Source organism: bacterium (genome assembly GCA_030018315.1).
Classification (GTDB): Bacteria; Hydrothermota; UBA3073; order JACQXS01; family JAGMCI01; genus JASEGA01.
The window spans coordinates 25,728-50,781 of sequence record JASEGA010000015.1 but is presented as its reverse complement, the minus strand read 5'-3'; the positions used below and the strand labels follow the sequence as shown (position 1 = coordinate 50,781).

Below are 25,054 nucleotides of genomic sequence, written 5' to 3'. Positions count from 1 at the left end.
CCTCCTTTCGGCCAAAGAATATACCATATTTTCAGCGATAGAGGACATTTTACTTGAAAAATAAAAGAGGACATTTTTGCTGAAAAGTAACACATTGGACATTGGACAAAAAAGCTTGACAAACTGAAATTATTACATAAAATTTAAGTCCTGCGGTTAGGAGGCAAAATGTTAAAATATTATTTTTTAATTTTATGGCTACTTGGTTTTGGTTGTGCCAAGAAGCCTGTAAAAATAGGAGTAGTATTACCGATTTCGGGTCCACTTTCTTCTTATGGTGATATGTGCTTAAAAGGTGTACAGCTTGGTGCTAATATTATCAATACTCATGGTGGAATAAATGGTAGGCAAGTAGAGCTTATTGTAGAGGATGATAAAGGTGAAGATGAAGCTGCTTACCTTGCTGTAGACAAGCTTCATAAACAAGGAGTTTTATGCATAATAGGGCCACTCACAACAAAGAATGTAATCCGTATAGGTGAATATGCAGATAAGTCACGTATTCCAATTATCACCCCAACTGCTACAGGAATTAAAGCTACTGAAGGTAGAGACTGGGTATGGCGAATATCATTTACTGACCCATTTCAGGGGGTGATGCTTGCAAAGTTTGCCATAGAAAATCTAAAAGCTAAATCTACCTGCATTTTCTTAGACCCTCGTGACCCATATTCTGCAGGCTTATGTGAAAGTTTTGAACTTGAATTCAGTAGGTTAGGTGGCAAAATTCTCTCTAAGCACACATTTGAGGCAAGTGATACAATATTTGAGACACAGCTCAAATCTGTGAAGGCAGCCAATCCTGCTTGTGTATTTATACCTGCATTTTATTCAGAAGCCAGCCTGATAACTCGTCAAGCAAGGGATATTGGAATTAAGGTTCCCTTTATTGGGGGAGATGGCTGGGATTCACCTGAGCTATCAAGAATTATTGGCAACCGACCTGGTGTAAATTACTATTCAACTCATTTTTTCTATAACTATGGTGCTCCGGAGGTACAGGAATTTTTGCATCAATTTAGGCTTGAATACAGTATAGAACCTGAGACATTCTCAGCCTTAGGTTATGATGCTATAAGATTAATTCAAGAAATCTTTAAACGCTCAAGACGAGTTACAAGAAGTAATTTCCAATACAACATCAAGTCAACCAGCTTCTTAGGTGCAACAGGGACTATAGATTTTACAAAAGGGAGGGAGCCAAGAAGGAGTTTGATGATTATTAAGTTTGAGCCTGGTAAGCCTATTGAAATGGTAACAACATATTAATCATTAGAAATGCTAAATTCTAAATGCTCAATTATGCCCCGCCCCCTATGTATAGGTGCGGGGTAGCATTCAGCATTAAAATTCATAATTTTGCTCAATATTTTATGTCAAAATCATTTGAGCTTTGTAATTTGTTTTTTTTGAAATAGTTACAGTGAACCTTATCTTCTCGTGGCTTATATTTCCTGGTTTTTTATTTACATTTGTCCTCTCTTTACTTGTAGGCTGGGTAGACCGCAAGTTAACGGCGAGGATACAATATAGGGTCGGTCCACCTTGGTATCAAAATTTTGCCGATTTCTTTAAACTCTTAGGTAAAGAAACAATAGTCCCAAGTGCAGGTAATCGTATTGCCTTCCTAATGGCTCCAATTATTGGGTTTGTCGGCGTTCTATTAGTAAGTGTAATCCTTTGGCAAATAAATTTAAATCCAAGCAAAGCATTTATTGGTGATATAATTGTAGTCCTGTATCTATTAATATTGCCGCCAATATCAACTATTATTGGCGGGTCAGCGAGTGGTAACCCACTTGCTGCTATTGGGACATCAAGGGAGATAAAGCTACTTATAGCTTATGAATTACCGCTTATATTTGCAGTATTTACGCCCATAGGCAAGGTAGAGGAGATAAACATTGGAGCCATACTTAGGTATCAGTCTACACATGGTATGATGTTTACTAATTCATTATCTTCTGCTATTGCATTTTTTGTTGCATTAATTTGTGTTATTGCAAAGTTAGGCTATGTCCCATTTGATTTAGCTGAAGCTGATACAGAGATTGCTGAGGGTGCATATATAGAATATGGGGGACCGCCACTTGCTTTTATTAAACTAATGAAATACACACTACTTTTTGTACTTCCAATATTTTTAATTACTATGTTTCTTGGTGGAATTAATTTTAAAGGATTAAATATTTTATGGACCTTCATTAAGTATGGGCTTATCCTTTTTGTAATAATTGTAATAAAGAATGTAAATCCACGTGTCCGAATTGACCAGGCACTTAAATTCTTTTGGGGTAAAGTTCTTGTCGCCTCTATAATAGGGTTCATTTTGGCACTGTTTAGAATATAAATGATTAACAATTTACTCCTTGCAAGTATTTGGCTACCTTTTATAGGTTCTTTTTTTTGTCTTGTTCTCAGAGATAAAGCAAGGGAGACATGGGCAATCATCACTGTAGTTGGGTCTTTAATTTTGTCTTGTGCGTTAATTCCAGCTGTGATTGGTAGTCAAATCCCGTTCCATATGGAAACGGGACAAAGCATTTTAATACAACCATTTAGATTTGGCACCCCTTTGTTTAACATTAGCTTTGAATTAGACCGTATCTCACTTGTTTTTGCACTCCTATTCTCATTTATAGGACTTATTTCACTTATTTATTCAATAAATTATATAAAAAATGAGAAGTCAGAATACTATTTTGTGACTACCCTCTTAATTGGTTCACTTATGGGAGTCTCATATGCAAACAATCTTATATTACTTTACATATTTTGGGAGCTTTCAGCATTCACAACTTGGCGTCTTGTTGGCTCCATAAGAAAGCCTGAACTTACTAAGATAGCGAATAAGACATTTTTGATGACTTATCTTGGCTCATCCCTTATGCTTTTTGGGTTCATTTTCATTTATTTACAAAAGGGAGTACTTGACTTAAATCTATTAATAGGCGAGACTCTTGACCATTCATCTCAAATATTTAACCTCATTTTCATAGGTCTGATTGCTAAATCAGCTTTCTTGCCTATATATACTTGGCCATCAGCTGCATATCCTGCAGCTCCATCTTCATCATCTGCTCTTCTCTCTGGCATAGTCTCTAAAATTGGGTTACTTGCATTTGCTAAAATATTTGTATGCACTTTTTATCTCTCTTGGACATGGATATTATTCCTTGCAGTAGGTTCCTCAATTATTGCTGGTGGTGCTGCACTTGTCTCTACAGATATTAAGAAGATAATAGCTTACTCTTCAATTTCACAGATTGCATATATTCTAATGGGTTTTGGAATACTCAGTGAGATTGGTATCCAATCAGCGTTGTTATATTCTGTTATCCATGGTATTGGGAAGGCGGGTCTTTTTTTTGGTGCTGGAATTTTAGAACAAGAGACTCGTGATATGGACATCCGTAAGCTTGGTGGCTTTATGAAATTGAGCCCAGCAACTGGGGTTGGGTTTCTGTTTTGTATTGCCTCTATAGCAGGGTTACCACCATTTGGTGGCTTTTGGGCTAAACTTGGTGTTATTATTGGGCTTGTGGAGACTGGTCATTTATTAGTTGCAGGGTTAGTTATATTCTCGGCTATGCTAACTTTATTCTATACATTTAGGCTATTTAATGGAATATTTCTTGGCGAGTCGCAAATTAAAGGTAGGATAAAAACAAGTAAGACAATGGTTAGCTGTGTGCTTGGGTTAGGAATTATCTCGTTACTATTAGGTATTTTTATCTCAAAGTTTTGGTTATTTGTAAGTTAATGGATAATAAAATAATAAATTCCTTTTTATTCATTTTCACGATTATCGTTCCTTTTCAGAGTGGTGCTGTTAATCTTTCCGAATCATTGGATAAACTTCTAAGAACAACCAATACAAAAGAACAGGAACAAATCATTAACCAAATATTAAAAGAAAAACCTTCCGTTGATAGTCTGATAGCATTGCTACAGAACATAAAGTTTAAGAAATTGGATAAGATTGGTATAATTACTAATGAGAACCTCTGTATCGATGGGATTAAGCGCCCATTCTGTTGGTATGTTCCATCGACTTATGACCCGAGTAAAAAAACTCCACTTCTGATTTACCTCCATGGAGGCATAAGTCGACCAGATATCATAGAAAAACCAGAAGAGTATGTACAAAATTCACCTTTTATCAAAATAGCCGATAAGTATAATTATATTCTTCTTTTTCCACTTGGTCAATTTGGGGCTACTTGGTGGGATTCAGTTGGTGTATCAAATGTATTACAACAGATTCGTATTACTAAGCAAAATTTTAATATTGATGACAACCGTGTTTTCCTAACCGGCTTTTCTGATGGAGGCTCTGGCTCATTTTTATTTGCAATGTGTTATCCAACAGATTTTGCAGCCTTTTTGCCACTCAATGGGCATCCTGGTGTGGGTTCATGGGGTGGGCTACAAACATATTTTATTAATCTCTTTAATTGTCCTCTATATGTGATAAGTACTGAGAAAGATGAGCTCTATCCAGCTAAAAAAATTACTCCTATAATTGAACTTGCCCAAAGTGCTGGTGCTAATATTCTTTATCGTATCTATGCAGATATTGGACATAGTTTTGACTACGTTGATAAGGAATTGCCTCTTATGGTAAAATTTATGGAAACTCATCCTCGTAGTCTGAGTTCTATAATCAAATGGGAGAGTGCATATCCTGGGATGGGATGTATGTGGCTTTCCATCGATTCAATAATCGCTGAAGGCCATGCTGACTGGTATAAAGACTACAATATGGAGTTGATAGATGACCGTGTAATGTTTGGATTTATGCCTGATGACAAGTACAATGGACCGGGGGTGAGAATTGGCAAGGTTGTCGGTGACAGCACACTTTGTGCAATATTGGGTATCCAGGAAGGAGATGTTCTTATTAAATTAGGAGAAAATCCTGTTAATAATTTAGACGATATAAATAAGTATAAAGAAGATAAAAAATGTGGTGATTGGGCAGAAATGACAATCCTTAGACAAGGACAAGAACTTAAATTAAAGGGACAATTTCCAGGTCCTACCAAATATAATCTGTTTAGACGTGGACAACCATCGGCACGCTTAGAGGCTTATTTTTGCGGCAATAAATTTTCTATTAAGGCTTCCCAAGTTGGTGCCTTCACAATTTATATACTCCCTGATATGGTTCAACTTGATCAAAATGTTGTGCTTGAAGTGAATGGGAGAAAAATTTTTGATGGTCAAATTAGTGCTTCACCCGAATTCCTACTACACAATTTTCTAAAAAATCGTGACCGTGCCTTAATTTATGTAAATAAGCTCTTTATCAATCTTAAAAATCTTTAGAAAATGGAAAGAAAATGGTATTGGGTCTGAATTTTTTGTTTGACGGATAGATTACTTTATGATACTATGTTATGAAATTGGTGAAGGCTGATATTTACATACTTGAAGAAAGATGTAAAGGTTGTGGCTATTGTGTTGAATTTTGTCCAAAAGCTGTATTAGAACTATCAACTAAGTTCACTAAAAAGGGGTATCATCCTCCTTTTGTTAAAGATGGTGCTGCCTGCACAAATTGTAAGACTTGTGAGCTTATTTGTCCTGAATTTGCTATATTTACAGTTTATAAAGAAGCAAAAATGAGTTATGAATTATGATTACACAGATTGTCCACCCGTACGGGTGCATAAAACCAGATTACACAGATGGAAAATAGGTGAGGCTTCCAGCTTCACAAGGTAAGGCAAGATGCCTTACCTATTTAATCTGCGTAATCCCTGCCTGCGGCAGGCAGGTAAAATAAATCTGTGTAATCAGGTATAATGAACACAGAGTTTTTAAAGGGTGAGCATTTCGTTCAAGGCAACATTGCATGTGCTGAAGGTGCAATAGTGGCGGGTTGTAGATTTTTTGCTGGCTACCCAATTACACCATCAACTGAGATAGGCGAGCATATGGCTGAGAGGTTACCTAAATTAGGTGGTGTTTTTGTCCAGTTTGAAGATGAGATAGCCTCAATAGCTGCTATACTTGGTGCTTCTTGGGCAGGTGTAAAGTCTATGACTGCAACATCAGGACCTGGCTTCTCTTTAATGAATGAAAATATCGGACTTGGTGCGATGATGGAGGTTCCTTGTGTAGTAGTCAATATCCAGCGTGGTGGTCCATCAACTGGCTTACCTACAATGGAAGGACAAGCAGATGTGATGCAGGCAAGGTGGGGGTCGCACGGTGACTATGAAATAATTGCTGTTTCACCTAATTCACCACAAGAAATTTTTGATTTAACAATTGAAGCATTTAATTTATCAGAGCAGTATAGAGTACCAACAATTGTGCTTTCAGATGCAGCTGTTGGTCATATGACAGAAAAAGTAAAGTTTCGAACACCGGAAGAGGTAAAAATAACACCAAGAAGATATACAACTCTAAAACCCGGTGACTACCTTCCTCATAAGCCAGACTCAGACCTTGTTCCTCCAATTATAAAGGCAGGCGATGGCTATAGGATACATACAACTGGTCTAACTCATGATGAACGTGGCTATCCAGTGATGAAAGAGGAGGCGCAGGGTAGGCTTGTCAGGAGGCTTGTTAATAAGATAAGAAAGAATGCAAATAAAATAATAAGAGTTGAAGAAATAGACACTCATAATGCTGATGTTGTTGTTATATCTTATGGCATAACATCAAGGATTGTATGGTCAGGTATTGAGTTATCTAAGCGTAAAGGGATAAAAGTTGGTTACCTTAGGCTTATAACTATATGGCCATTCCCTGAAGCTATGGTTAGAGAATTATCAAACCATATAACTGGCTTCGTTGTGGTAGAGATGAATTTAGGACAAATTTTTTATGAAGTAGAGAGATGTTCAGCTGTAAAGACATTACTTGTACCTCATGCAGGTGGTGGCTTTCATAAGCCAGAAGAAATAAGTCAAGCAATAGAAGAGGTAGCAAAGAAACGAAAATGAGATTGCTTCCCACCACGCTTTGCTCGTGGTCGCAATGACAGTAAAAAGTAGTAGGAATTAGGAAATAGAAAAATGAATCATCCAATGGACCATTTACTTAGGACAGATAGGTTACCTCACATTTGGTGCCCTGGTTGTGGTATAGGGACTATCGTTTCTTGTTGTATAAGGGCAATAGAGGAATCTGGTATTCCTGAGGAGCAGTTTGTAACTGTATCAGGTATTGGGTGCACGAGTAGGGCGCCGGGCTATATAAATCTGGACTCCTTTCACACTACCCATGGTAGGGCAATCCCATTTGCTACAGGACTAAAGCTTGCAAATTCAAGACTTAAAGTCTTTATTCTTGCCGGTGATGGTGACCTATTTGCAATAGGTGGTAATCACATAATCCATGCGGCACGCAGGAATGTGGAGTTAGTTGTTATTTGTGTAAACAACTTTATTTATGGGATGACTGGTGGTCAAGTAGCACCTACAACCCCTGTTGGAGGAATAACATCTACAAGTCCTTACGGTAATTTTGAGCATCCATTTAATCTCGTCTACCTTACAGCAGCTGCTGGTGCAGTGTATGTAGCAAGGTGGACTACCCTACATGTGCATCAACTTAAGCGTGCCATAGGTGAGGCATTTAATAAACGTGGCTTTAGTTTTATTGAAGTCATTTCTCCATGTCCAACTGAGTATGGACGAAAAAATCGTAAAGCAAGAGGTATTGATATAATGAAATACTTTAAAGAAAAGAGTGTGATAAAACGTGATATTGACCTTTCCACGGGATCCTTCGGAAAACTTACAGATATTAAACTCGATGGTGAAATAGTATGCGGCAAGTTTGTAGATATAGAGAGACCAACTTATTTGGATAAATTAGAGGAGTTAAAGACAGTAGTCAGCATTTCTTTAAAATGACCTCTCTCAAAATTAGAGTGGCAGGCTTTGGTGGTCAAGGTGTAATCTTATCCGGCTATGTTATTGGGAAAGCGGCATCAATATATGACAAAAAGGAGGCAACACTTGTCCAATCTTATGGACCTGAGGCAGGGGGTGAAGCGTGTTCAGCTCAGGTTATAATATCAGATACAACTATAAATTATCCGTTAGTAGATACGCCCGATATTTTAATAGCTATGTCACAGGAGGGCTATAGCAAATTTTCTGCCAGTGTTAAAAAAGGTGGTGTAATTCTAATAGATGAAGACTTAGTATTCCCATCTTCTACAGATAAAAGAGTTATGAAAATTCCTGCCACCCGTATTGCTGAGGAGTTGGGTCGTAAAATTGTAGCTAACATGGTAATGTTAGGTTTCTTTTCTTCCCAATGTGATGCGGTAAGTGTAGACGGTATGCGTGAGTCAATCAAGACATCAGTTCCAAAGGGAACTGAAGAATTAAATCTTAATGCATTTAATAAAGGGTATGAATATAGGAAACATAATAAATAAAGTAAAAAAATATTTTTTTGTTTGACAAGTCAAAAAATTATGTTATTTTTTGTATCTAAATTTATGTGTAATAGGTAAGTTTTTTAGAAAATGAATGTAACCGCAGATGAACGCTGATAGACACAGATTAAATGAAATTTTAATTATTTGCGTGTATCTGTGGTTTTTTAAAAACTAAACTGTTACATTTATGTTTAAAAAAAGTGCTCACGGTTTTACATTAATTGAACTGATAGTAGTAGTTGTGCTTCTTGGTATTATCAATACTATTGCAATCTCAAGTGTTAGAAGAATTAGGGATCGTGCAAAGATAACTGCAGCAGAAGCTGATGTTAACTGTATGAGAAAAGCACTAAGTTTATTTGATGCAGATTATTCTACTTATGATGTTGTTAACAAGACACCTAATGGAGACGGGTGTATTATAGCAGATTATAATGTATTTGTAGATAATGTTGTAGATCCCAGTGGCAAACCATATATGACACTGCCTGATACATCAAACTTTACCTCTTTCAGTTACACAGGTAATGCTAATACTTTCACACTAAGAATAAAAGCTAAAGATTTACACAAGAGCATAGTATTCGGTAATCCTGATGGAGCTTATTACTTTGACTATCGAAAAGCTAAAATGGTTAGCTCACGAAGTACCCTAACATCACAGAAAGATACAGATAAGGAGACAAATAATCCGCCTGAGGTGGAATGAAAGGGGGTGATAAAGGCAAGGTATTAAAAAGAGCTTGGAAGGGAGGTGAGAGAAAAGAGGAGTAAGATTAGGAAACAGGAAATAAAAATTAGGAAATAGTAGTTTGAATAGGAGGTTAAAATGGTAAAAAAGATATTAGTAGGGATGATAGGTTTTGTTTTATTATCTTCTTTTGCATTTGCAGGGTTTAATAAGTCATTAATTCCTAAGGTGGAGCCAACTTCTAATAGAGAGGCTGTAATCAGTGGTTCACTACGGAGTGGAGTTAGGCAAGTAGGTGACTCAATAGCAACTGTAGACAACATTCGCACTATAGCTGGTATGTCTTGTAAGAGTATTATATATGACCCGTCAACTAACTATCTTCAAGTTGTATATTTAGCACCCCCGGCATCAAACTATGCCCTTCATTGGGCTACTTCTACTAATGGTGGTACAAGCTGGACTTCAATGGGGCCACTTGGACTTGGCTATCGAGCAAGGTATCCGGGATTAGCAGTAGACCCTGGGTTTATTCCATATATAGGGTATTATGAGCAAAATCTTGGTGGTGGTGCCGGCTTCTTTACAAGAGACGATGATTATGCTGCAGGTTCGTGGTGGGCTCCATTTTTATTAGATGATACTACAACCACTCACTGCTTTTTTCATAGTGTAGACATAGATGAGAATGGTTATCTGTATATTGTTGGCTGGGATTTGAATACTGGCCATGATTGGCTCTCTAAGTCTACTGATGGGGGTGTAAGTTTTGCTCCACCGGCTCGGGTAGTTGATGGTGCACTTTTCCATAATGCTACTGATGCAATGGATGTGGCATGTGGATCGGGTGGCTACCTATTTGGACTTATTAATGGAGTTGAAGATACATTAACTGGATATTTAATTCCATACTATCTAAGTTCTACTGATGGAGGTGCTACCTGGACTACTCCAGCAAGGCTTATGGCAACTGACCCATCCGGATATGACCAAGGATGCTGGTGGTATAGGTATGATTGCATTGTGCACAATAATAAACCTTACACTGTTGTTTGTCTAGCAGGCATATATGTGACTGGTGCCGGTGATACAATTCCACAGAGTGCTACATTTTTTAGCTGTATGAAAAATGGTAACTGGGTTCATACACAAGTGACTCCAGATTTGGATACAACAGGTGCTACATTTCTTGGGAATGCAGATTGTCCATCAATTGGGGTAGATGGTAATGGTTATTTTTATATAACTTACATTGACTACCCTGACACAGCAACTGGTTTTGCTGATATCTATCTTGTAGGTATCAGGAATGACAGTGTATTCTATCCTGTCAGGATAACTAATACTCCAGATGTTGATGAGTGGGGAGTAGAAATTGCAGAAGCTGTAGGCTCTCGTGTTCATATGCTTTATGTTGATTATACAGCATTAAATGCAGGACCTGATCCCCTATGGCATTACTCTGTTTCATCTGATACTGCGTGGGTTAATGGATTTTGGAAAGTTATTGGAGTTGAAGAAAGTAGTCCTAATGTTCCGACAACGTTTATCCTTAACCAGAACAAGCCAAATCCTGTAAGTAATGTTACTACAATAAGTTATGCACTTCCATTGGCGGGAACAGTTTCTCTTAATGTGTATGATATTGCAGGTAGGCTTGTGAGAGTACTTGTAAATGGCAAAGTAAACGCAGGTGTCCATACTGTGTCGTGGAATAGAGAAGATGATTCTGGCTCAGTAGTGGCAGATGGTGTATATTTTTGCAGGCTACAGGCGGGAACTACCAGTTCTATAAGGAAGCTAGTAGTTTTAAAGTAAAATTTTCTATTATAGGAGCGGGGTAACCCCGTCCCTACTGGTTGCAATCACAGTAATTTAGTAGGGCAAGTAAATAAAGCAAACCCAAAGGTTTGCCCTACTGGAATAATGTGTAGTAGGGCAAGCGTAAATATAGAAAGGAGGTAGCATGTGTATAAAGAGATTAAGTGGTGTTATACTCTTGTTGTTTTGCACAAGTCTTACTTTTGCAGGGGTAACTGGTAAGATTGCAGGTAGGGTTACAGATGCTACAATGGGTAGCCCACTTCCTGGCGTAAATGTGGTGATTGAGGGTACAACTATGGGTGCGGCAACTGATATTGATGGCTATTACTATATATTAAATGTCCCTGTAGGCACATATTCAGTGAAGGCGACAATGATTGGTTATGAGCCTGTAACTAAGACTGATGTCAAGTCTATTATGGACCTCACAACTACATTAGACTTTGAGCTTAAGCCAACAGTAATCAAAGTAGAAGGTGTAACAGTGACAGCTAAGCGTCCAATGGTACTCAAGGATGCGACTGCTACAACCCATGTGATAACTACAGAAGAAATAGAGCGTCAACCTGTACATGACTATCAGGCAGTAGTTTCACAGCAGGCTGGTGTCCTAAGTTCGGCTGGTGGTGCATCTGGTGCAACTGGTGGTATTCATATCAGAGGCGGTAGGTCAGGTGAGGTTATTTATATGGTAGATGGGATGTCAATTCAGGACCCTGTTCTTGGCAGAGCTGGTGCTAATATCAATATGAATGCAATACAGGAGGTTATGGTATTAACTGGTGGCTTCAATGCAGAGTATGGTGAGGCTATGTCAGGTGTAGTCAACTTAGTCACAAAAGAGGGAGTTAAGAGTGAGGGTATGACAAGATACAGGACAGACAGAATATTTACTGGCTATCTTGACCAAGGTTTAAATAGTTACGAAGCAAGTATAGGCGGTCCATTTATTAAGAATGCAAATTATTTCTTATCAGGTGAGGTAAATTCGAGGGAGCGCTGGCAGTCGTATTTTTTCCCGGTACCATTAACAGACCGCGAGTTCTACTCATTTCAGGGTAAGATGACATACAAATTTACTCCACTTATAAAACTATCACTCGGTGGCTTCCTCTCCCGTACCCAAGAAGGTCAGTATGCTGTTTTTAGTGGTCTCCCTGATGCTGGTCAGCAAAGTGAAAACCAAGAAAAGTATCAAACAAAGGAGAATAGACTTACAAGGTTTGAGAAAGCGCGTCAGGTTAATGCTACTTTAACACATATGTGGACGAAATCTACATTTTACACAATTGGTTTAGCTTACTTTAAGACTCATCTTTTACAAGGACATAGAGATTGGGAGTATGAAAAAGATAGGCAATGGTGGGAAGATGTTAAGTTTAGACCCTGGTGGACATACAATCAACATGCTGTAAGAGCAACAACTGCCCCATACAATGCTGATTATCCATGGGGTGTTCCTGGTGGCACTCAATGGGGTTTTGTTCATGGGAGTCCTGGCTTGTGGCGTGATAGGGAATCAAGTTACATAAATAGCAAGTTTGACATTACAAGCCAGATTGCAAGACATCATCAGGTAAAGTTTGGCCTTGAAGCCAAGCGGAACGATGTTAAGTATGAAATAGGGCAATATATCTATACCAGACCCGACACTACAGATACAATTATATCAAACTGCCTTTATTTTGACCAGTATGAATACTATCCTATACAAGGTGCTGCCTATATTCAAGACAAAATTGAGTATCCTGGTTTCATTGTGAATGCAGGTCTAAGGTTTGATTATCTTGACTCAAAAGCAGAAAAATTTATAGACCCGTACGCGCCTCTACTTGGTAAGGTGTGGGCTAAGCCAAAATATAAGCTATCACCACGGTTTGGTATCTCATATCCTGTCACAGAGCGTACTGTATTCCATCTATCTTATGGTCAATTCTTTCAGGTGCCTGAACTTCAGCGTCTCTATGAATATGTAGGCAGGAATTTGATGGAGCTAAGGGGTGGCTGGATTCGTATAGGGAATCCTGATTTAGCAGCTCAAAAGACAACTCAATACGAGATTGGTATTGCTCATCAGCTATCACTGACAACTGCATTAAACCTAACTGCCTATTACAAAGACCTTTACGATATACTTGCGGCTCGTCTGATACCGGCTCAGCCAAAAGTGTATACTATTTATGAGGGTGTAGATTACGGTAATGTAAAAGGATTTGAAATTGTACTTACTCAAAGGTTGATGGGTTATGTTTCTGGTAAGCTCTCCTATAGCTTATCTGAAGCCAAAGGAACTGGTTCATATTCAACACAGGCATATTATGATTACATTGCTAATATACCACCTGACCCTGTTACTGGTAAGCCTGTAGTGCTGCCACAGAAAGAATACTATTTGGAATTTGACCAGCGTCATACAGTATCAGCAAATCTTAATTTTAATATTCCGGATAAATCTGGAATAAGAGTAGGCTCTATTTATCCACTACAAAACCTTAACTTGAACATATTGACACAGGCAGGTAGTGGTCTTCCTTATACTGTAAGAGATGCCTCCATGCGTATTATAGGCGACATTTACTCTAAGAGGATGCCCTGGACGATAACTACAGACATTAGGTTAAATAAAGAGGTCAAGTTCTTTGGGCTCAGTTATTCTTTATTCTGTGAGATAACCAATCTGTTTAACCGGAAGAATATCCAAAATGTATACCCTGTAACTGGTAAACCTGATGATAGCGGCATGATGTATGATTATGATAGGCTTATAAGTGAGACATGGCCAACAGGGTATCAAGATGCAATCCCATGTTATTCTGGCTCATACGATACAAGACGGGACATTGACAAGAATGGTGAAATAACAAAGGATGAGTGGTACAACTCTTATGTGAGTTGCTACAAGGATTACACCAATGACCCATACATTTATGGTAACCCAAGAAGAATACAGGTTGGAGTATGTGTCAATTTCTAAAATCATTGATGTAAACAGAGATGTAGAGGCGGGATAACCCCGTCCACAATGATTAGGAGGTGAAAATGTGTAATGTTGTCATTGCGAGGCGCAGCCGAAGCAATCTGCTGATATTAGGACTTAGCTTTTGCTTTTTACTTTCCTCAAAAATAGCAACTGCTAAAACACAAAGTGGGACACAGGGCTCGAGACTATTTGAGTTAAAAAATATGGATATCAACAATGTTGAGCTACCCCTAACAACCTATGGCAAATTTGGTCAAAATGCAGCCGGTACCGCAGGTGGAATATGGCCAAAAGGGTCTGGCTGTCCATATATATTTGGGGCTGGTATGTGGATAGGTGCACTTGTGGGGGGAGAAAAATTAGTAACCCAAGGCTACAATCCAATGAATGGTAGGTCTGAATTCATGCCGGGTCCTCCGGAACATAATGCTGACCATGCAGCTAATGCATCTTCGCATCCTGAAGATAGGCTATATTTTAGCACAAATTCTACAGATTTAGCAGAGTGGCCACTGAAAGATTCGCTTGGTCAAAATATTATACTATCTGACCAGGATGTTTACTGTTTGTATAATGATATGTGGCAAGCTCAGCATGAGGAGACAAAGCCTATCGGACTTATAGTTAAACAGCTTGCATTTGCATGGAATGCACCTGTAAACAACAACATTGTCTTTATCCAATACGCTTTTAAAAATGTTAGTTCACGTACCTTAAGGGGTATGTATGTGGGTGCAGATGCTGATATGGATATTGGGAATGCAGATAACGATCTTGTCGGGCTTGATATAAGTAGGAGTCTTGGCTATACTTATACAGTTGGACAGGAACCTGGTTGGAAGTATCCACCTCCATATTATGTGGCATTTAGGTTCCTTCAAGGACCTAAGGCGAGTGACACTGTTTATGTAGGCAGCCTTAACGGCTGGAACGACCCTACTGGTGCAATAGATACAGTGTTTCCTGGTGAAAGGCTACCAATGACAGCATTTAAGAAGTGTACACGTGCTGTTGAGCCATCAAATGATAACCAGCGATACGATATGCTTGCTGGTTATGACTATACAACTGGTGCTTATAATCCATTTGGTGACAGTGTAGATAATGTACCTGGTGACAAGCGTATGATTCAAGCAGCAGGTCCTTTTAGATTAGCACCGGGTGAAGAAGACACTTTACTTGTCGCAGTTATGTTCTCTAACGGAGCAACAGGGGGGTTAGATTATTTAAGAGCAGAGGGTGACCTTGCAAAGGCAATGTTTGATGCTGGCTGGTTATTTCCAGGACCACCACCCCCACCTGAACTCACTGTAACACCTGGAGACCACAAGGTAACTCTCACATGGGATAATTCACCTGAGAATACACCGGATGCATTTTACACAAAAATGCAAGAAATAGGTGATACACTATATCTTGAATATGATTTTCAAGGATATAGGGTATGGAGAAGTAAAACTGGCTTTCCCGGTGACTGGACCCTTTTAGGTGAATGTGACAAAGCTGATGATATAAGAATGCTCCCTGATGAATTAACCCCAATTGATACTGCATGGGCGTCTCCTAATACAGGATTAAAATACTCTTATGTAGATAACTCAGTAGTGAACGGTTTCACATACTATTATGCTGTGACATCATTTGATTATAATACAACTGCAAGCCCAAATGTAGCTGAGTATACTGCTCAGGAGTGCAGTCAAGGTGGTAAGGGGATGAAGACAGCAGTCCCAAGGTCAGAGGCAGCAAATTATATTCCACCGGAGACACCTGTTGAACACACTCAAGGGGCGGCTAATGCTGTCACTGTTAGAGCTGATGCAAAAGTGCCGACTGCCATTACTGGTCATGCTTATGAAATCAGGTGCCAAGAGACACAAGTAAATAAGAATAATTTACTACCTATTTATTCTTTTTATATTTTTGATGTAACTGATGGAGACACTCCAGTTCCTGTTTTGACCATTCCTATAAATACTGCACAAGGTATGTGGACGGGTAAAGTTGTCTCTCCTATATTTGATGGAATAGAGGTATCTGCGGATGTTAAGGTTGACCCAAATACATTTGGCTGCGATAGCATTAAGGTGACAAATGATATAGGGACTGCTTATCCTGGCGATTCATTAAAAGTAGGTGGCTTTACAGGCGGTGGGACTGAGAAATGGGCGTTTAGGGGGACAAACTTTGAGATTAGGTGGAAATATTATCATGGAAACCCTGATACTCTTACTTGTGAGGTATGGGATATAGGAAATAATATTAAAGTTAATTTTGACACTGCCCGTGTAAACTCTTGGTCATTTAATTATTCAAGTATCAAGCCTGGTAGAGATTTTATCACAGGTGATACAGCCCTAATTGAAAGAAACTACAGGAAAGGAATGTACATTTGTGGCTGTCTTTATTATTTTAATAAGCCAGCTGCTAACCCACTTCCTATGAATTGGAGTGTACATCCTGAAGATGGTGAGATATGGACTGTGTATAACTCAGGTGATAAAGCTCCTGGTGCTGGCAATGTGTTCAGAATTAATAGCAAATCGTTTAAGTTTGCCGGCAAAGGTAATCTTGACAATATTAGGGTAGTTCCAAATCCACTTTTAGTCAGAAATGACTGGGAGTGTAGCAAAGATTACTCGAGACTTCAGTTTACACACCTACCTGATGAATGCACAATTAGGATATACACACTGGCTGGCGACTTGATTAAGACTATTGAACACAAGGCGACGATTTCAGGACAAGGTGTGAACACTGCAGGTGGTACTGAATGGTGGGATATCTTGACTGCTGAAGGTCGTATACCGGCGAGTGGAATATATATTTATCATATTGAGTCAAAGATAGGAAATAAGATTGGTAAGTTTGCTATAATTAAGTAGTTAAAAAGGAGGCAAAATGTCAGTAAGCTCAAAATTATGTAGGGGTTTGATTAATCAAACCCTTACAACTCTGTGTTTATCTATGCTTTTTTTCTGTCTCTATCCATGTTTATCATTTGGGCTTTCAAAGGTTGGCATGTCAGGTGCACAGTTTTTGAAAATAGGAATAGGAAGTCGTGCAATGGGGATGGGTGGTGCCTACACTGCACTTGCAAATGATGCTTCTGCTTTATATTGGAATCCGGCAGGTATAGCGTTAATGGAAAGGCCTGAATTACTTATTTGCGATGTTGATTGGATTGCAGACATTAGAAACGACTTTGTTGGCTATGTAGCTCCATTAGGATTATTTGGGTCAGTAGGTGTAGGTGTTACAGTTCTAAGTATGGGTGAGATGGAAGAAACAACAATATACGAGCCGGATAGCACAGGAAACAAGTTTGGTGCAAGTGACCTTGCTTTTGCTCTCTCTTATGCCAGGAACTTCACAGATAGGTTCTCATTTGGTATGAATGCAAAATATATTCAAGAAGCGATTTGGGATATGTCTTCAAATGGGTTATGTTTTGATTTTGGTACACTGTATCGACCGGGTTTCGGTAGCCTCAGATGGGCACTGATGATATCAAACTTTGGTCCAGACATGGCATTTCATGGAAAGCAACTACAAGTTCTTTGGTCAGATACATCATGGCCAAGTAATTATGCAACAACGGATGTAGAAAAAATGACCTCCGCTTATCCTCTTCCTCTTAATTTCATAATGGGGTTTGCTTATAACCTATTAGAGGATGAGCAAAATCTTCTGACTGCCTCTTTTGACTTTTCTCATCCTAACGATAGCAAAGAATTATTAATGTTTGGTGCTGAATATGTATGGAATAAAATTTTAGCATTAAGAGCTGGCTATAAATACAATCCCGGTATGTATAAGGACAGGTTAAATAGTCGTGAAGCTTTCACTTTTGGTATGGGTATCAATTATGGGCTTGGGGGTCAATTTCTTAAAGTTGACTATGCAGGTCAAGACCTTGGTCGGCTTGGCTTGATGCATCGTGTGTCACTTGGGTTTGTATTTTAAATCATTGATGTAGACAGAGGTTGAGTCTATCCCAATGATTAAAGGAGGTGTTAGATGAAGAGCAGAAAAATCTGTGTATTTATTTGTGTTATTATCTGTAGCTATCTGTGTCTTTTTATTGGGTGTGAGAAGAAGCCAACCCAACCGCCAACCTATGATACATCTTTACTCAATGCTATCAGGTTTCCGACATCGCCTCCAAAAGTAGATGGTGATGCCTCTGACCCGGCTTGGACATTTGCGCCTGCAAGAGAGGTAATTATTGGGACTAAGATAGTTACCATGAAAGCAGTTTGGTCTCCATATCCTGACTCCACTGCTGGCTATTTATGGCTTCTTGCTACATGGCAAGATGCAAGTTTTGGTATCGTAGCTAATGGGTCATGGTTATACTCTAATTCCGCATGGTCAAAAAGTGCATTGTACGAAGATGCGATTGAGCTCGTATGGGATACTCCAAATACAGGGATTGATAAAGATATCTGGTATATAGGTGCAGCTAAAACTTTGGGCTCACGAAGCACAACTGATATACCCGGAGGAGCATTACAGGATATTCAGATAGATACTACAGTATTTGAGGCAGATACTGAGATAGCATATATAGATACCACAGTTACACCACCTGAGACCACATGGGTACTTGACCCAATCAACCTTGTATGCCATATAAAATCACGTAAATTTACATTTGTTGGGTATGCAGATGATAAGTATCTTAAAAATGCAATTATTATGGATGACAATGGCACAAGTTGCTACTCCCTAAATGCAAATGCTGACACAACTGCACCAAGAGAGATGCAACCTTCACCCAAAGAGTTCATAGATTTGATGATTCTGCAATCTGGTGAAGGTACCAATGTCACAGGTCTAAATGTTGATTCTATTTGGGCAGCTAATTATGATTCACTTGGAGTAGTGTATAATATAAGTAATCATGTCTGGACTAAAGTAGATTCTCTTGGTCCGAGGGTTATTCCAGTATATATTCTACGCACACCTTCTCAAAGTAAAGCAGACATTGTTGCAGCCGCTTCCTGGACTGATGGTGTATGGGTTGTAGAGTTAAGGAGGGTATTCAACACATTTTACACAGATGATGTTGTGTTTGATACATTAAAAGACTGTTCTTTTACAATAAAGCTTATGGACAACTGCTCAGAAGCTAATGCTGTAACCAGTGGCCATGAGACGTTGCACTTTATTAAATAGCTGAATACGGATTTTGTATTAAGCGAAATCCGGAGCGAAATAAAGTTATTTTTAATCTCATAGTAAAACTGTAACAGTATTTTGTTAAAACTTTATATGAATTAGAGAGGCTGTTTTTTGAAAAAAATACAAAAAACTTGACAAAGTTTTAACAAAGTAATATGTATTACCTATGATTTCTTGGAGTGCTATTCTCTTTTTGCTATGTATTAATAATGAGGAGGCACAAGTTATTGTGTCCAATAAATATTCGGGTTTGATAAATCAAACCCCTACATTTTTAGCTTCATCTCAACCAGTTTGGACAGTAGATACAACTGCTAAATTTCCAACCTACTCCAAGTACTTAAATGAACTGGCTGCTGGCTATGTCCTTGGTGGTATTGGCTGGTGCATAGGCACTATATTAGGCTATGCGATATGGGGGACAGAAGATGCTGCCTTAATCGGTGGCTTCTCGCTGTATACACTTGGAGCTACATTTGGGGTATGGAAAGTGGGGCAACAGTATGATGAAAGTAGGTATTTTACTACACTTATTGGGGCAGTTTCATTCCCATTAGTGTTGATTGGGGCAAAAAGAGTGCTTAAAATAAAATCAAGTGAATTTGACAAACTTATAGGCTTTTCTCTACCTATAGGTGCATTTATTGGCTATAATTTATCAAAAAAGGAAGTAATAGTGGAACCAAGAAAGAAGCTTTGAGGATAGATTGCTTCGCTATCGCTCGCAATGACAGTAGAGACACTAGGGACAACAGTAAAATTACCTCTTTTGGTCTTGGAGTAGATTCTTTTAAGCGGGAGATAAACTCCCGTGCTACATCACCACCTTACAAACCAATAAAAATAGTTTGACAAGCAGTTTAAATACAGTTATTATTTTTAAATATGAGGACTGGGGTAGCTGATTTACCTCTCCATTACGGGAAGGCGCCTGCTTGGCTATTTGAGCGTATGCGGCGGCTTGCTCGTGAGATAGCAATTATAATTGTAAACGAGTTTGGGTCAGTTGATTTTTTGGATAAGATAGCTTCACCTTTCTGGTTTCAGTCTCTTGGTGCACTTCTTGGGTTTGACTGGCATTCATCAGGTTTGACGACAACTGTATGTGGTGCACTAAAGGAAGGGTTGAAAGGTATTGAGGCTGACTTAGGAATATTTGTTGCTGGTGGTAAAGGTAGAGCATCAAGGAAGACAGCTGAAGAAATAGAAAATAAGAGTAAATTTATAAATATAACACCTGAGCCACTTATATATGCTTCAAGGATGGCTGCCAAAGTGGACTCATCAGGTTTACAGGATGGGTATCAGATTTATCATCATACTTTCTTTTTTACTAAAGATGGTGCATGGGCAGTAGTGCAGCAGGGTATGAATTTAGAATCCTGTTTTGCAAGACGCTACCATTGGTTAACTACTAATCCACTTGCGCATTGTTCGTTTGTAGACGACCCTCACAATGCAATTTTGGCAACTCATATTGAAAAGCTTGTATTAAATACAGTAGCAAAAGGGCATGAAGGTAATCGGATAGTATCAACTGAGTTATCAAGGACGCCGCCTGATAAATTAGTGCATAAGTTGAAGAAGTTACAGTCTCTACATCTCCCATCTCATCATGAAATTTTTCTTCGTGATATAAATCCGGATAGGCTTTATCATATTTTTGAAAAAACTTATGAGCGCCAGGCAGCTGATTTTGAGACTTTATTAGGACTTACAGGTGTGGGTCCCAAGACTATAAGAGCACTTTCTTTAGCAAGTGAAATTATATATGGGGAGGCACCAAGTTTTACTGACCCTGCCCGCTTTAGCTATGCTCATGGTGGTAAAGATGGTCATCCGTATCCAGTAGATAGAAAAAATTACGAGCGTACCATATCAGCTTTGGAGCGTGCAATTTCACATGCCAAGCTTGGTGATAGAGATAAACTTGATGCCCTTAGACGGTTAAATAAGATATACAATAGTAATATTAAATATCAAAAATCAAAATGCAAAATGACAAACCAAAATTCAAATATGAAATGCTTTATTTAATTTTAATAGTTTGTTCTTGGGACATTAATTCTATGGATTGGTGGAGAAGTTTTTATCCAGATGCTAGGCATATAATTAGTTCGCCTTTGAGGTGGGATACGGGAGATTGGGCTAAGTTCTCTTGTGTCTTAGTAGCTACTGGTAGTTTTGCATCTAATGATGAGACGATACGCAATTTCTCACAAAGTAGGCGTAGTTCTACAACTGATAAAATTGATGATATATTTAGGCCTTTGGGGGCTGAGGGCGCTGCGCTTATGTTAGGTAGTGTTTACCTCTATGGTTGTATTACAAGCAATACAAAGTTAAAAAAGGCAGCCCTTCTAAGTGGTGAGAGTGCATTGATTTCGACTGCTATTGTAGGGGCTATTAAATGCTTGATTGGTAGGAGTCGTCCCTATATGGAGAAAGGCGCATTTTCTTGTTCTCCTCCTAGCATCTACTCCGATAACCACTCTTTCCCATCAGGACATACGAGTACTGCATTCTCCATTGCCTCCTGTATAACTGATGAATATAAGAATCCAATAATTGGTGGTTTAGCTTATGGGGTAGCTACTGTAGTTGGACTTTCGCGTGTAAATGATGACAAGCACTGGGCATCTGATATCTTTGTTGGCAGTCTAATAGGTATATCGGTAGGGAGGACAATATCTAAATTACACCAGTGAAGACTTTATGGCTTGTAGATGGCACTTCGCTTGCCTATCGCTCATTCTTTGCATTCATTCGCAACCCGCTCCGTAATTCAAAAGGTGAAAATACCTCTGCTGTATTTGGGTTTGTGAATTCTCTACTTAAATTATTAAACGAAAAGAAACCAGAATATTTACTTGTTAGCTTTGACTCCAGTGCACCTAGTTTTAGGCATAAACAATTTAAGGAATACAAAGCTACTCGTCCAAAAGCACCTCCAGAGTTAGTTTCACAGCTTCCTGTAATAAAAGAAATTGTCAAGTGTTTAGGTATACAGCTGATTGAAGAGGAGGGTATAGAAGCAGATGATGTTATAGGGACAATAGCAAAGAAGGCACATTCTAAAGGATTTGATGTGATAATTTTTTCTGATGACAAAGATTTTCTACAGCTTGAATTTCTCGGTATAAAGATTCTCAGTCCACGCAGTTTTGAATTTGTTTCAGCTCAATCTAAATTAGGTATACCTTCACAATGGGTGACTGATTTTCTTGGTCTTACAGGTGATACAATAGATAATATTCCAGGTGTCCCAGGAATAGGTAATAAGACAGCTACTAAATTAATCTCACAATTTGGTAGTCTAAAAGATATATTTGAAAACATATCTAAAATTGAATCAGAAAAGGTGAAGTCAGCTCTTAATAATTTTAAGGAGCAAGCTTTACTTTCAAAGGAGCTTGCAACTATTCAAACTGAAGCATCTCTTAAAATAGAGCCTAATGATTTGAAAATAGGTGTTCCTGATAACAAAGCACTTTTCAAAATTTTAACTGAGCTTGAGTTTTTCTCAATAATAAAGAAACTGACGTCTGGGCAACCACAAGAGTTGCCCCTACATTACAAGCCTGAAGAATACAAAGTTGTAACAGATTTGGCTAAGTTTTTAAAATCAGTAAAGGACAAAGTAAGTATAGTGTCATTTGGCTATTATTTTTCTCTTGCTAACGAAAAAGGCATAGTTTTTGTAGGTAAGGGGGTAGAAAATGTAATTGTATCACTGGTAGAAAATCCATCCATTTGTAAAATTGTACCCGATTCTAAATCATTGTTTAAAAAATTTGATATTAAAGGCAATGTTTTTGACCTAAGTATAGCAGATTATTTATTAAAGCCTGAATTAAAGGAGCACTCTATTGATAACATTGCTCTCACTTGGCTTGGCTTTCCACTTTCTAGTTTAGATACTGGTAAAGGCAAGAAAAATGCAAACCTGCCTTGCCGTCAGGCAGGTTTTACAGGTATTCCTGACCACCTGTCTGCCGACAGGCAAGATAAAATAGTAAGCTGGCTTATGGATAGTGCTTTTGTGTGTTATCCTCTTTATAATATTCTGAAAACTGAGCTTGAAAGTAAGGGTCTAATCTCTCTTTTTACTAATGTAGAGATTCCTTTAGCTCGTGTTCTTTCAAATATGGAACGCATAGGTGTCCTTATAGACAAGAATTATTTTTTGTCCGAATCCAGTAAAGTTGAGCTAAAATTAAATAAGATTGAGGCAGAAATTTACTCTTTATCAGGAGAGCGTTTTAATTTAAGGTCACCTATTCAATTAAGCAATATACTTTTTGACAAGCTCAATCTACCCAAGTCAAAGCGTAAAAAGACAGGGTATTCAACTGACCAAGATGTTCTTACAGAATTAGCCAAAGATTATGAGCTACCACGTAAGATTCTGGAGTATCGCGACCTGTTCAAGTTAAAGTCTACTTATCTTGATGCTATTCCACTGCTTGCTGATTCGTATGACAGGGTACATACTAATTGGCAGCAAACTGGCACTGCTACTGGTAGGTTATCTTCATCTAATCCAAACCTTCAAAATATTCCGAAGCGTGAAATTCGTATGGGTTTTATTGCGCATCGTGGCTGGCGTATTCTTTCAGCTGATTATTCACAAATAGAGCTCAGGATACTTGCATCAGTTTCAAAAGACTCCACTCTAATTGAAGCCTTTAATTCTGGTGCTGATATCCATACAAAGACTGCTTCATTAATCTTTAATATACCTGAGTCTCGTGTAAGTTCATTGGAGCGTGACAATGCAAAGGTAGTAAATTTTGGCATTATTTATGGGATGGGTCCTTATGGGTTATCACAGCGTCTTGGTATAAATGTAGACGAGGCATCTACTTTTATAGCTGCTTATTTTCTTACATATCCGGGAGTCAAACAATGGATAGATAAAGACTTAGAGTTTGCACGTAAAACTGGTTATGTTGAGACACTACTTGGTAGGAAGCGCTGGATAGAAGGTATAAATTCAGATAATGTTCGTGTAAGGGAATTTGCTGAGCGTGCTGCTATCAATGCACCTATTCAGGGCTCAGCAGCTGATATGATAAAGGTAGCAATGATAAGAATTTACGACAAGCTACATAAATTCAAGTCCCGTATAATAATGCAGGTACATGATGAGCTTGTATTTGAAGTTCCTGAGGAAGAGGTAGAGGATGTAAAATCTATTGTAGAGTATGAGATGAAGCATGCATTACCACTTGAAGTCCCTGTAGTGGTAAGGATAGGAGTAGGTGATAACTGGTATGAATTGAGGTAAACAGAGTGTCATTGATATAGACAGAGGTATGGTAATAGGTGTAACTGGTGGCATTGGAGCTGGTAAATCGACAGTAGTTTCATTTATCATTGAGGTAAATAGAGGTATCATTGATGTAGCTGTCATTGATGTAGACAGAATGGGCTGGAATGTACTTGAACAAAAAAAAGATGAGTTAGTTGAGGCTTTTGGCAGCAGTATCATTGATGTAGACAGAGACAAAGTTGATAGGAAGAAGCTCAGCACTCTTGTATTTGGAAATCGTAATAAAATGAGGCTCCTCGAGTCTATTGTCCATCCACCGCTCCTTTTTGAGCTAAAAAAGCAAATAGAATCGTTTAGAACATCAATCATTGAGGTAAACAGAAAGGTACTGATTGTAGACTGTGCACTGGTATACGAGTGGCAGATAGAGAGCTGGTTTGATAAGGTTATTCTCGTTAAAGCCAATTATGAGACAAAATTGGCTCGGCTTTTAAAAATGGGATATACTCGAAAGGAAGCAGATATCAGAATAAAGAGCCAGTTACTTGATAATGTGAGGACACGCCATGGCGTGTCCCTACCAATTGTAATTGAAAACAATGGTAGTTTGGAAACTCTTTGTAAAGAGACAAAAAAAGTATGGTCTAAAATTGTAGTAAGTGTAAAATGATATCTCTGTTTGCA

At 38.5% G+C, this 25,054-nt stretch carries 19 protein-coding genes; all 19 read left to right on the top strand.

The features are described 5' to 3' along the window. Positions 1–168: 168 nt before the first annotated feature. On the top strand, positions 169–1,269 hold the full coding sequence (locus QMD71_06195; GenBank protein MDI6840417.1) for an ABC transporter substrate-binding protein: 1,101 nt from the start codon (positions 169–171) through the stop codon (positions 1,267–1,269). A 154-nt stretch (positions 1,270–1,423) separates the two neighbouring features. Beyond that, positions 1,424–2,350, top strand: coding sequence for an NADH-quinone oxidoreductase subunit H (locus tag QMD71_06190; GenBank protein MDI6840416.1), 927 nt, complete (start codon positions 1,424–1,426; stop codon positions 2,348–2,350). Then, positions 2,351–3,763 (top strand): proton-conducting transporter membrane subunit, encoded by a 1,413-nt coding sequence (locus QMD71_06185; GenBank protein ID MDI6840415.1) that lies wholly within the window; start codon positions 2,351–2,353, stop codon positions 3,761–3,763. Further along, a complete protein-coding gene (locus tag QMD71_06180) occupies positions 3,763–5,331 on the top strand; it encodes a dienelactone hydrolase family protein (GenBank protein ID MDI6840414.1) in 1,569 nt (522 codons plus the stop codon). Before QMD71_06185 ends, QMD71_06180 begins: the two co-directional genes overlap by 1 nt. Positions 5,332–5,402: 71 nt before the next feature. Continuing rightward, positions 5,403–5,645 (top strand): ferredoxin family protein, encoded by a 243-nt coding sequence (locus QMD71_06175; GenBank protein ID MDI6840413.1) that lies wholly within the window; start codon positions 5,403–5,405, stop codon positions 5,643–5,645. A gap of 165 nt (positions 5,646–5,810) precedes the next feature. Beyond that, entirely contained in the window at positions 5,811–6,962 is a 1,152-nt protein-coding gene (locus QMD71_06170) for a 2-oxoacid:acceptor oxidoreductase subunit alpha (protein ID MDI6840412.1), read from the top strand. Between the two features lie 72 nt (positions 6,963–7,034). Further along, a complete protein-coding gene (locus tag QMD71_06165) occupies positions 7,035–7,877 on the top strand; it encodes a 2-oxoacid:ferredoxin oxidoreductase subunit beta (GenBank protein ID MDI6840411.1) in 843 nt (280 codons plus the stop codon). Beyond that, positions 7,874–8,410: a 2-oxoacid:acceptor oxidoreductase family protein gene (locus QMD71_06160; GenBank protein ID MDI6840410.1), complete on the top strand. Its 537-nt coding sequence runs from the start codon at positions 7,874–7,876 to the stop codon at positions 8,408–8,410. The genes QMD71_06165 and QMD71_06160 overlap by 4 nt, the downstream gene beginning before the upstream one ends. A gap of 190 nt (positions 8,411–8,600) precedes the next feature. After that, positions 8,601–9,122, top strand: a complete 522-nt coding sequence (locus QMD71_06155) for a prepilin-type N-terminal cleavage/methylation domain-containing protein (protein MDI6840409.1) — start codon at positions 8,601–8,603, stop codon at positions 9,120–9,122. 120 nt (positions 9,123–9,242) lie between these two features. Beyond that, the gene (locus tag QMD71_06150) at positions 9,243–10,922 is read left to right on the top strand and encodes a T9SS type A sorting domain-containing protein (GenBank protein MDI6840408.1); all 1,680 of its coding nucleotides are present in this window, start codon (positions 9,243–9,245) and stop codon (positions 10,920–10,922) included. A gap of 148 nt (positions 10,923–11,070) precedes the next feature. Further along, entirely contained in the window at positions 11,071–13,902 is a 2,832-nt protein-coding gene (locus QMD71_06145) for a TonB-dependent receptor (protein MDI6840407.1), read from the top strand. Between the two features lie 65 nt (positions 13,903–13,967). Beyond that, positions 13,968–16,793 carry a hypothetical protein gene (locus QMD71_06140; GenBank protein MDI6840406.1) on the top strand — a complete coding sequence of 942 codons (2,826 nt, stop codon included), beginning with the start codon at positions 13,968–13,970 and terminating at the stop codon, positions 16,791–16,793. Between the two features lie 16 nt (positions 16,794–16,809). Beyond that, positions 16,810–17,874, top strand: a complete 1,065-nt coding sequence (locus QMD71_06135) for a PorV/PorQ family protein (protein ID MDI6840405.1) — start codon at positions 16,810–16,812, stop codon at positions 17,872–17,874. Positions 17,875–17,928: 54 nt separating this feature from the next. Then, positions 17,929–19,089 (top strand): hypothetical protein, encoded by a 1,161-nt coding sequence (locus QMD71_06130; GenBank protein MDI6840404.1) that lies wholly within the window; start codon positions 17,929–17,931, stop codon positions 19,087–19,089. A gap of 172 nt (positions 19,090–19,261) precedes the next feature. Continuing rightward, positions 19,262–19,795 (top strand): hypothetical protein, encoded by a 534-nt coding sequence (locus QMD71_06125; protein MDI6840403.1) that lies wholly within the window; start codon positions 19,262–19,264, stop codon positions 19,793–19,795. 185 nt (positions 19,796–19,980) lie between these two features. Next, the gene (locus tag QMD71_06120; protein ID MDI6840402.1) at positions 19,981–21,132 is read left to right on the top strand and encodes a DUF763 domain-containing protein; all 1,152 of its coding nucleotides are present in this window, start codon (positions 19,981–19,983) and stop codon (positions 21,130–21,132) included. 32 nt (positions 21,133–21,164) lie between these two features. Continuing rightward, entirely contained in the window at positions 21,165–21,803 is a 639-nt protein-coding gene (locus QMD71_06115; GenBank protein MDI6840401.1) for a phosphatase PAP2 family protein, read from the top strand. Further along, positions 21,800–24,385 (top strand): DNA polymerase I, encoded by a 2,586-nt coding sequence (gene polA / locus QMD71_06110; protein MDI6840400.1) that lies wholly within the window; start codon positions 21,800–21,802, stop codon positions 24,383–24,385. Before QMD71_06115 ends, polA begins: the two co-directional genes overlap by 4 nt. A 28-nt stretch (positions 24,386–24,413) precedes the next feature. Beyond that, positions 24,414–25,040 carry a dephospho-CoA kinase gene (coaE, locus tag QMD71_06105; GenBank protein ID MDI6840399.1) on the top strand — a complete coding sequence of 209 codons (627 nt, stop codon included), beginning with the start codon at positions 24,414–24,416 and terminating at the stop codon, positions 25,038–25,040. Positions 25,041–25,054: the final 14 nt, after the last annotated feature.

Excerpts from the sequence above, each read along its gene's own strand:
- QMD71_06160 (MDI6840410.1), top strand. The coding sequence starts at position 7,874 with ATGACCTCTCTCAAAATTAGAGTGGCAGGCTTTGGTGGTCAAGGTGTA.
- QMD71_06150 (MDI6840408.1), top strand. The coding sequence starts at position 9,243 with ATGGTAAAAAAGATATTAGTAGGGATGATAGGTTTTGTTTTATTATCT.
- QMD71_06140 (MDI6840406.1), top strand. The coding sequence starts at position 13,968 with ATGTGTAATGTTGTCATTGCGAGGCGCAGCCGAAGCAATCTGCTGATA.
- QMD71_06125 (MDI6840403.1), top strand. The coding sequence starts at position 19,262 with ATGATTTCTTGGAGTGCTATTCTCTTTTTGCTATGTATTAATAATGAG.
- QMD71_06195 (MDI6840417.1), top strand. The coding sequence starts at position 169 with ATGTTAAAATATTATTTTTTAATTTTATGGCTACTTGGTTTTGGTTGT.
- QMD71_06165 (MDI6840411.1), top strand. The coding sequence starts at position 7,035 with ATGAATCATCCAATGGACCATTTACTTAGGACAGATAGGTTACCTCAC.
- QMD71_06155 (MDI6840409.1), top strand. The coding sequence starts at position 8,601 with ATGTTTAAAAAAAGTGCTCACGGTTTTACATTAATTGAACTGATAGTA.
- QMD71_06170 (MDI6840412.1), top strand. The coding sequence starts at position 5,811 with ATGAACACAGAGTTTTTAAAGGGTGAGCATTTCGTTCAAGGCAACATT.
- coaE (MDI6840399.1), top strand. The coding sequence starts at position 24,414 with ATGGTAATAGGTGTAACTGGTGGCATTGGAGCTGGTAAATCGACAGTA.
- QMD71_06185 (MDI6840415.1), top strand. The coding sequence starts at position 2,351 with ATGATTAACAATTTACTCCTTGCAAGTATTTGGCTACCTTTTATAGGT.
- QMD71_06135 (MDI6840405.1), top strand. The coding sequence starts at position 16,810 with ATGTCAGTAAGCTCAAAATTATGTAGGGGTTTGATTAATCAAACCCTT.
- QMD71_06180 (MDI6840414.1), top strand. The coding sequence starts at position 3,763 with ATGGATAATAAAATAATAAATTCCTTTTTATTCATTTTCACGATTATC.
- QMD71_06130 (MDI6840404.1), top strand. The coding sequence starts at position 17,929 with ATGAAGAGCAGAAAAATCTGTGTATTTATTTGTGTTATTATCTGTAGC.
- QMD71_06115 (MDI6840401.1), top strand. The coding sequence starts at position 21,165 with ATGGATTGGTGGAGAAGTTTTTATCCAGATGCTAGGCATATAATTAGT.
- QMD71_06145 (MDI6840407.1), top strand. The coding sequence starts at position 11,071 with ATGTGTATAAAGAGATTAAGTGGTGTTATACTCTTGTTGTTTTGCACA.
- QMD71_06175 (MDI6840413.1), top strand. The coding sequence starts at position 5,403 with ATGAAATTGGTGAAGGCTGATATTTACATACTTGAAGAAAGATGTAAA.
- QMD71_06120 (MDI6840402.1), top strand. The coding sequence starts at position 19,981 with ATGAGGACTGGGGTAGCTGATTTACCTCTCCATTACGGGAAGGCGCCT.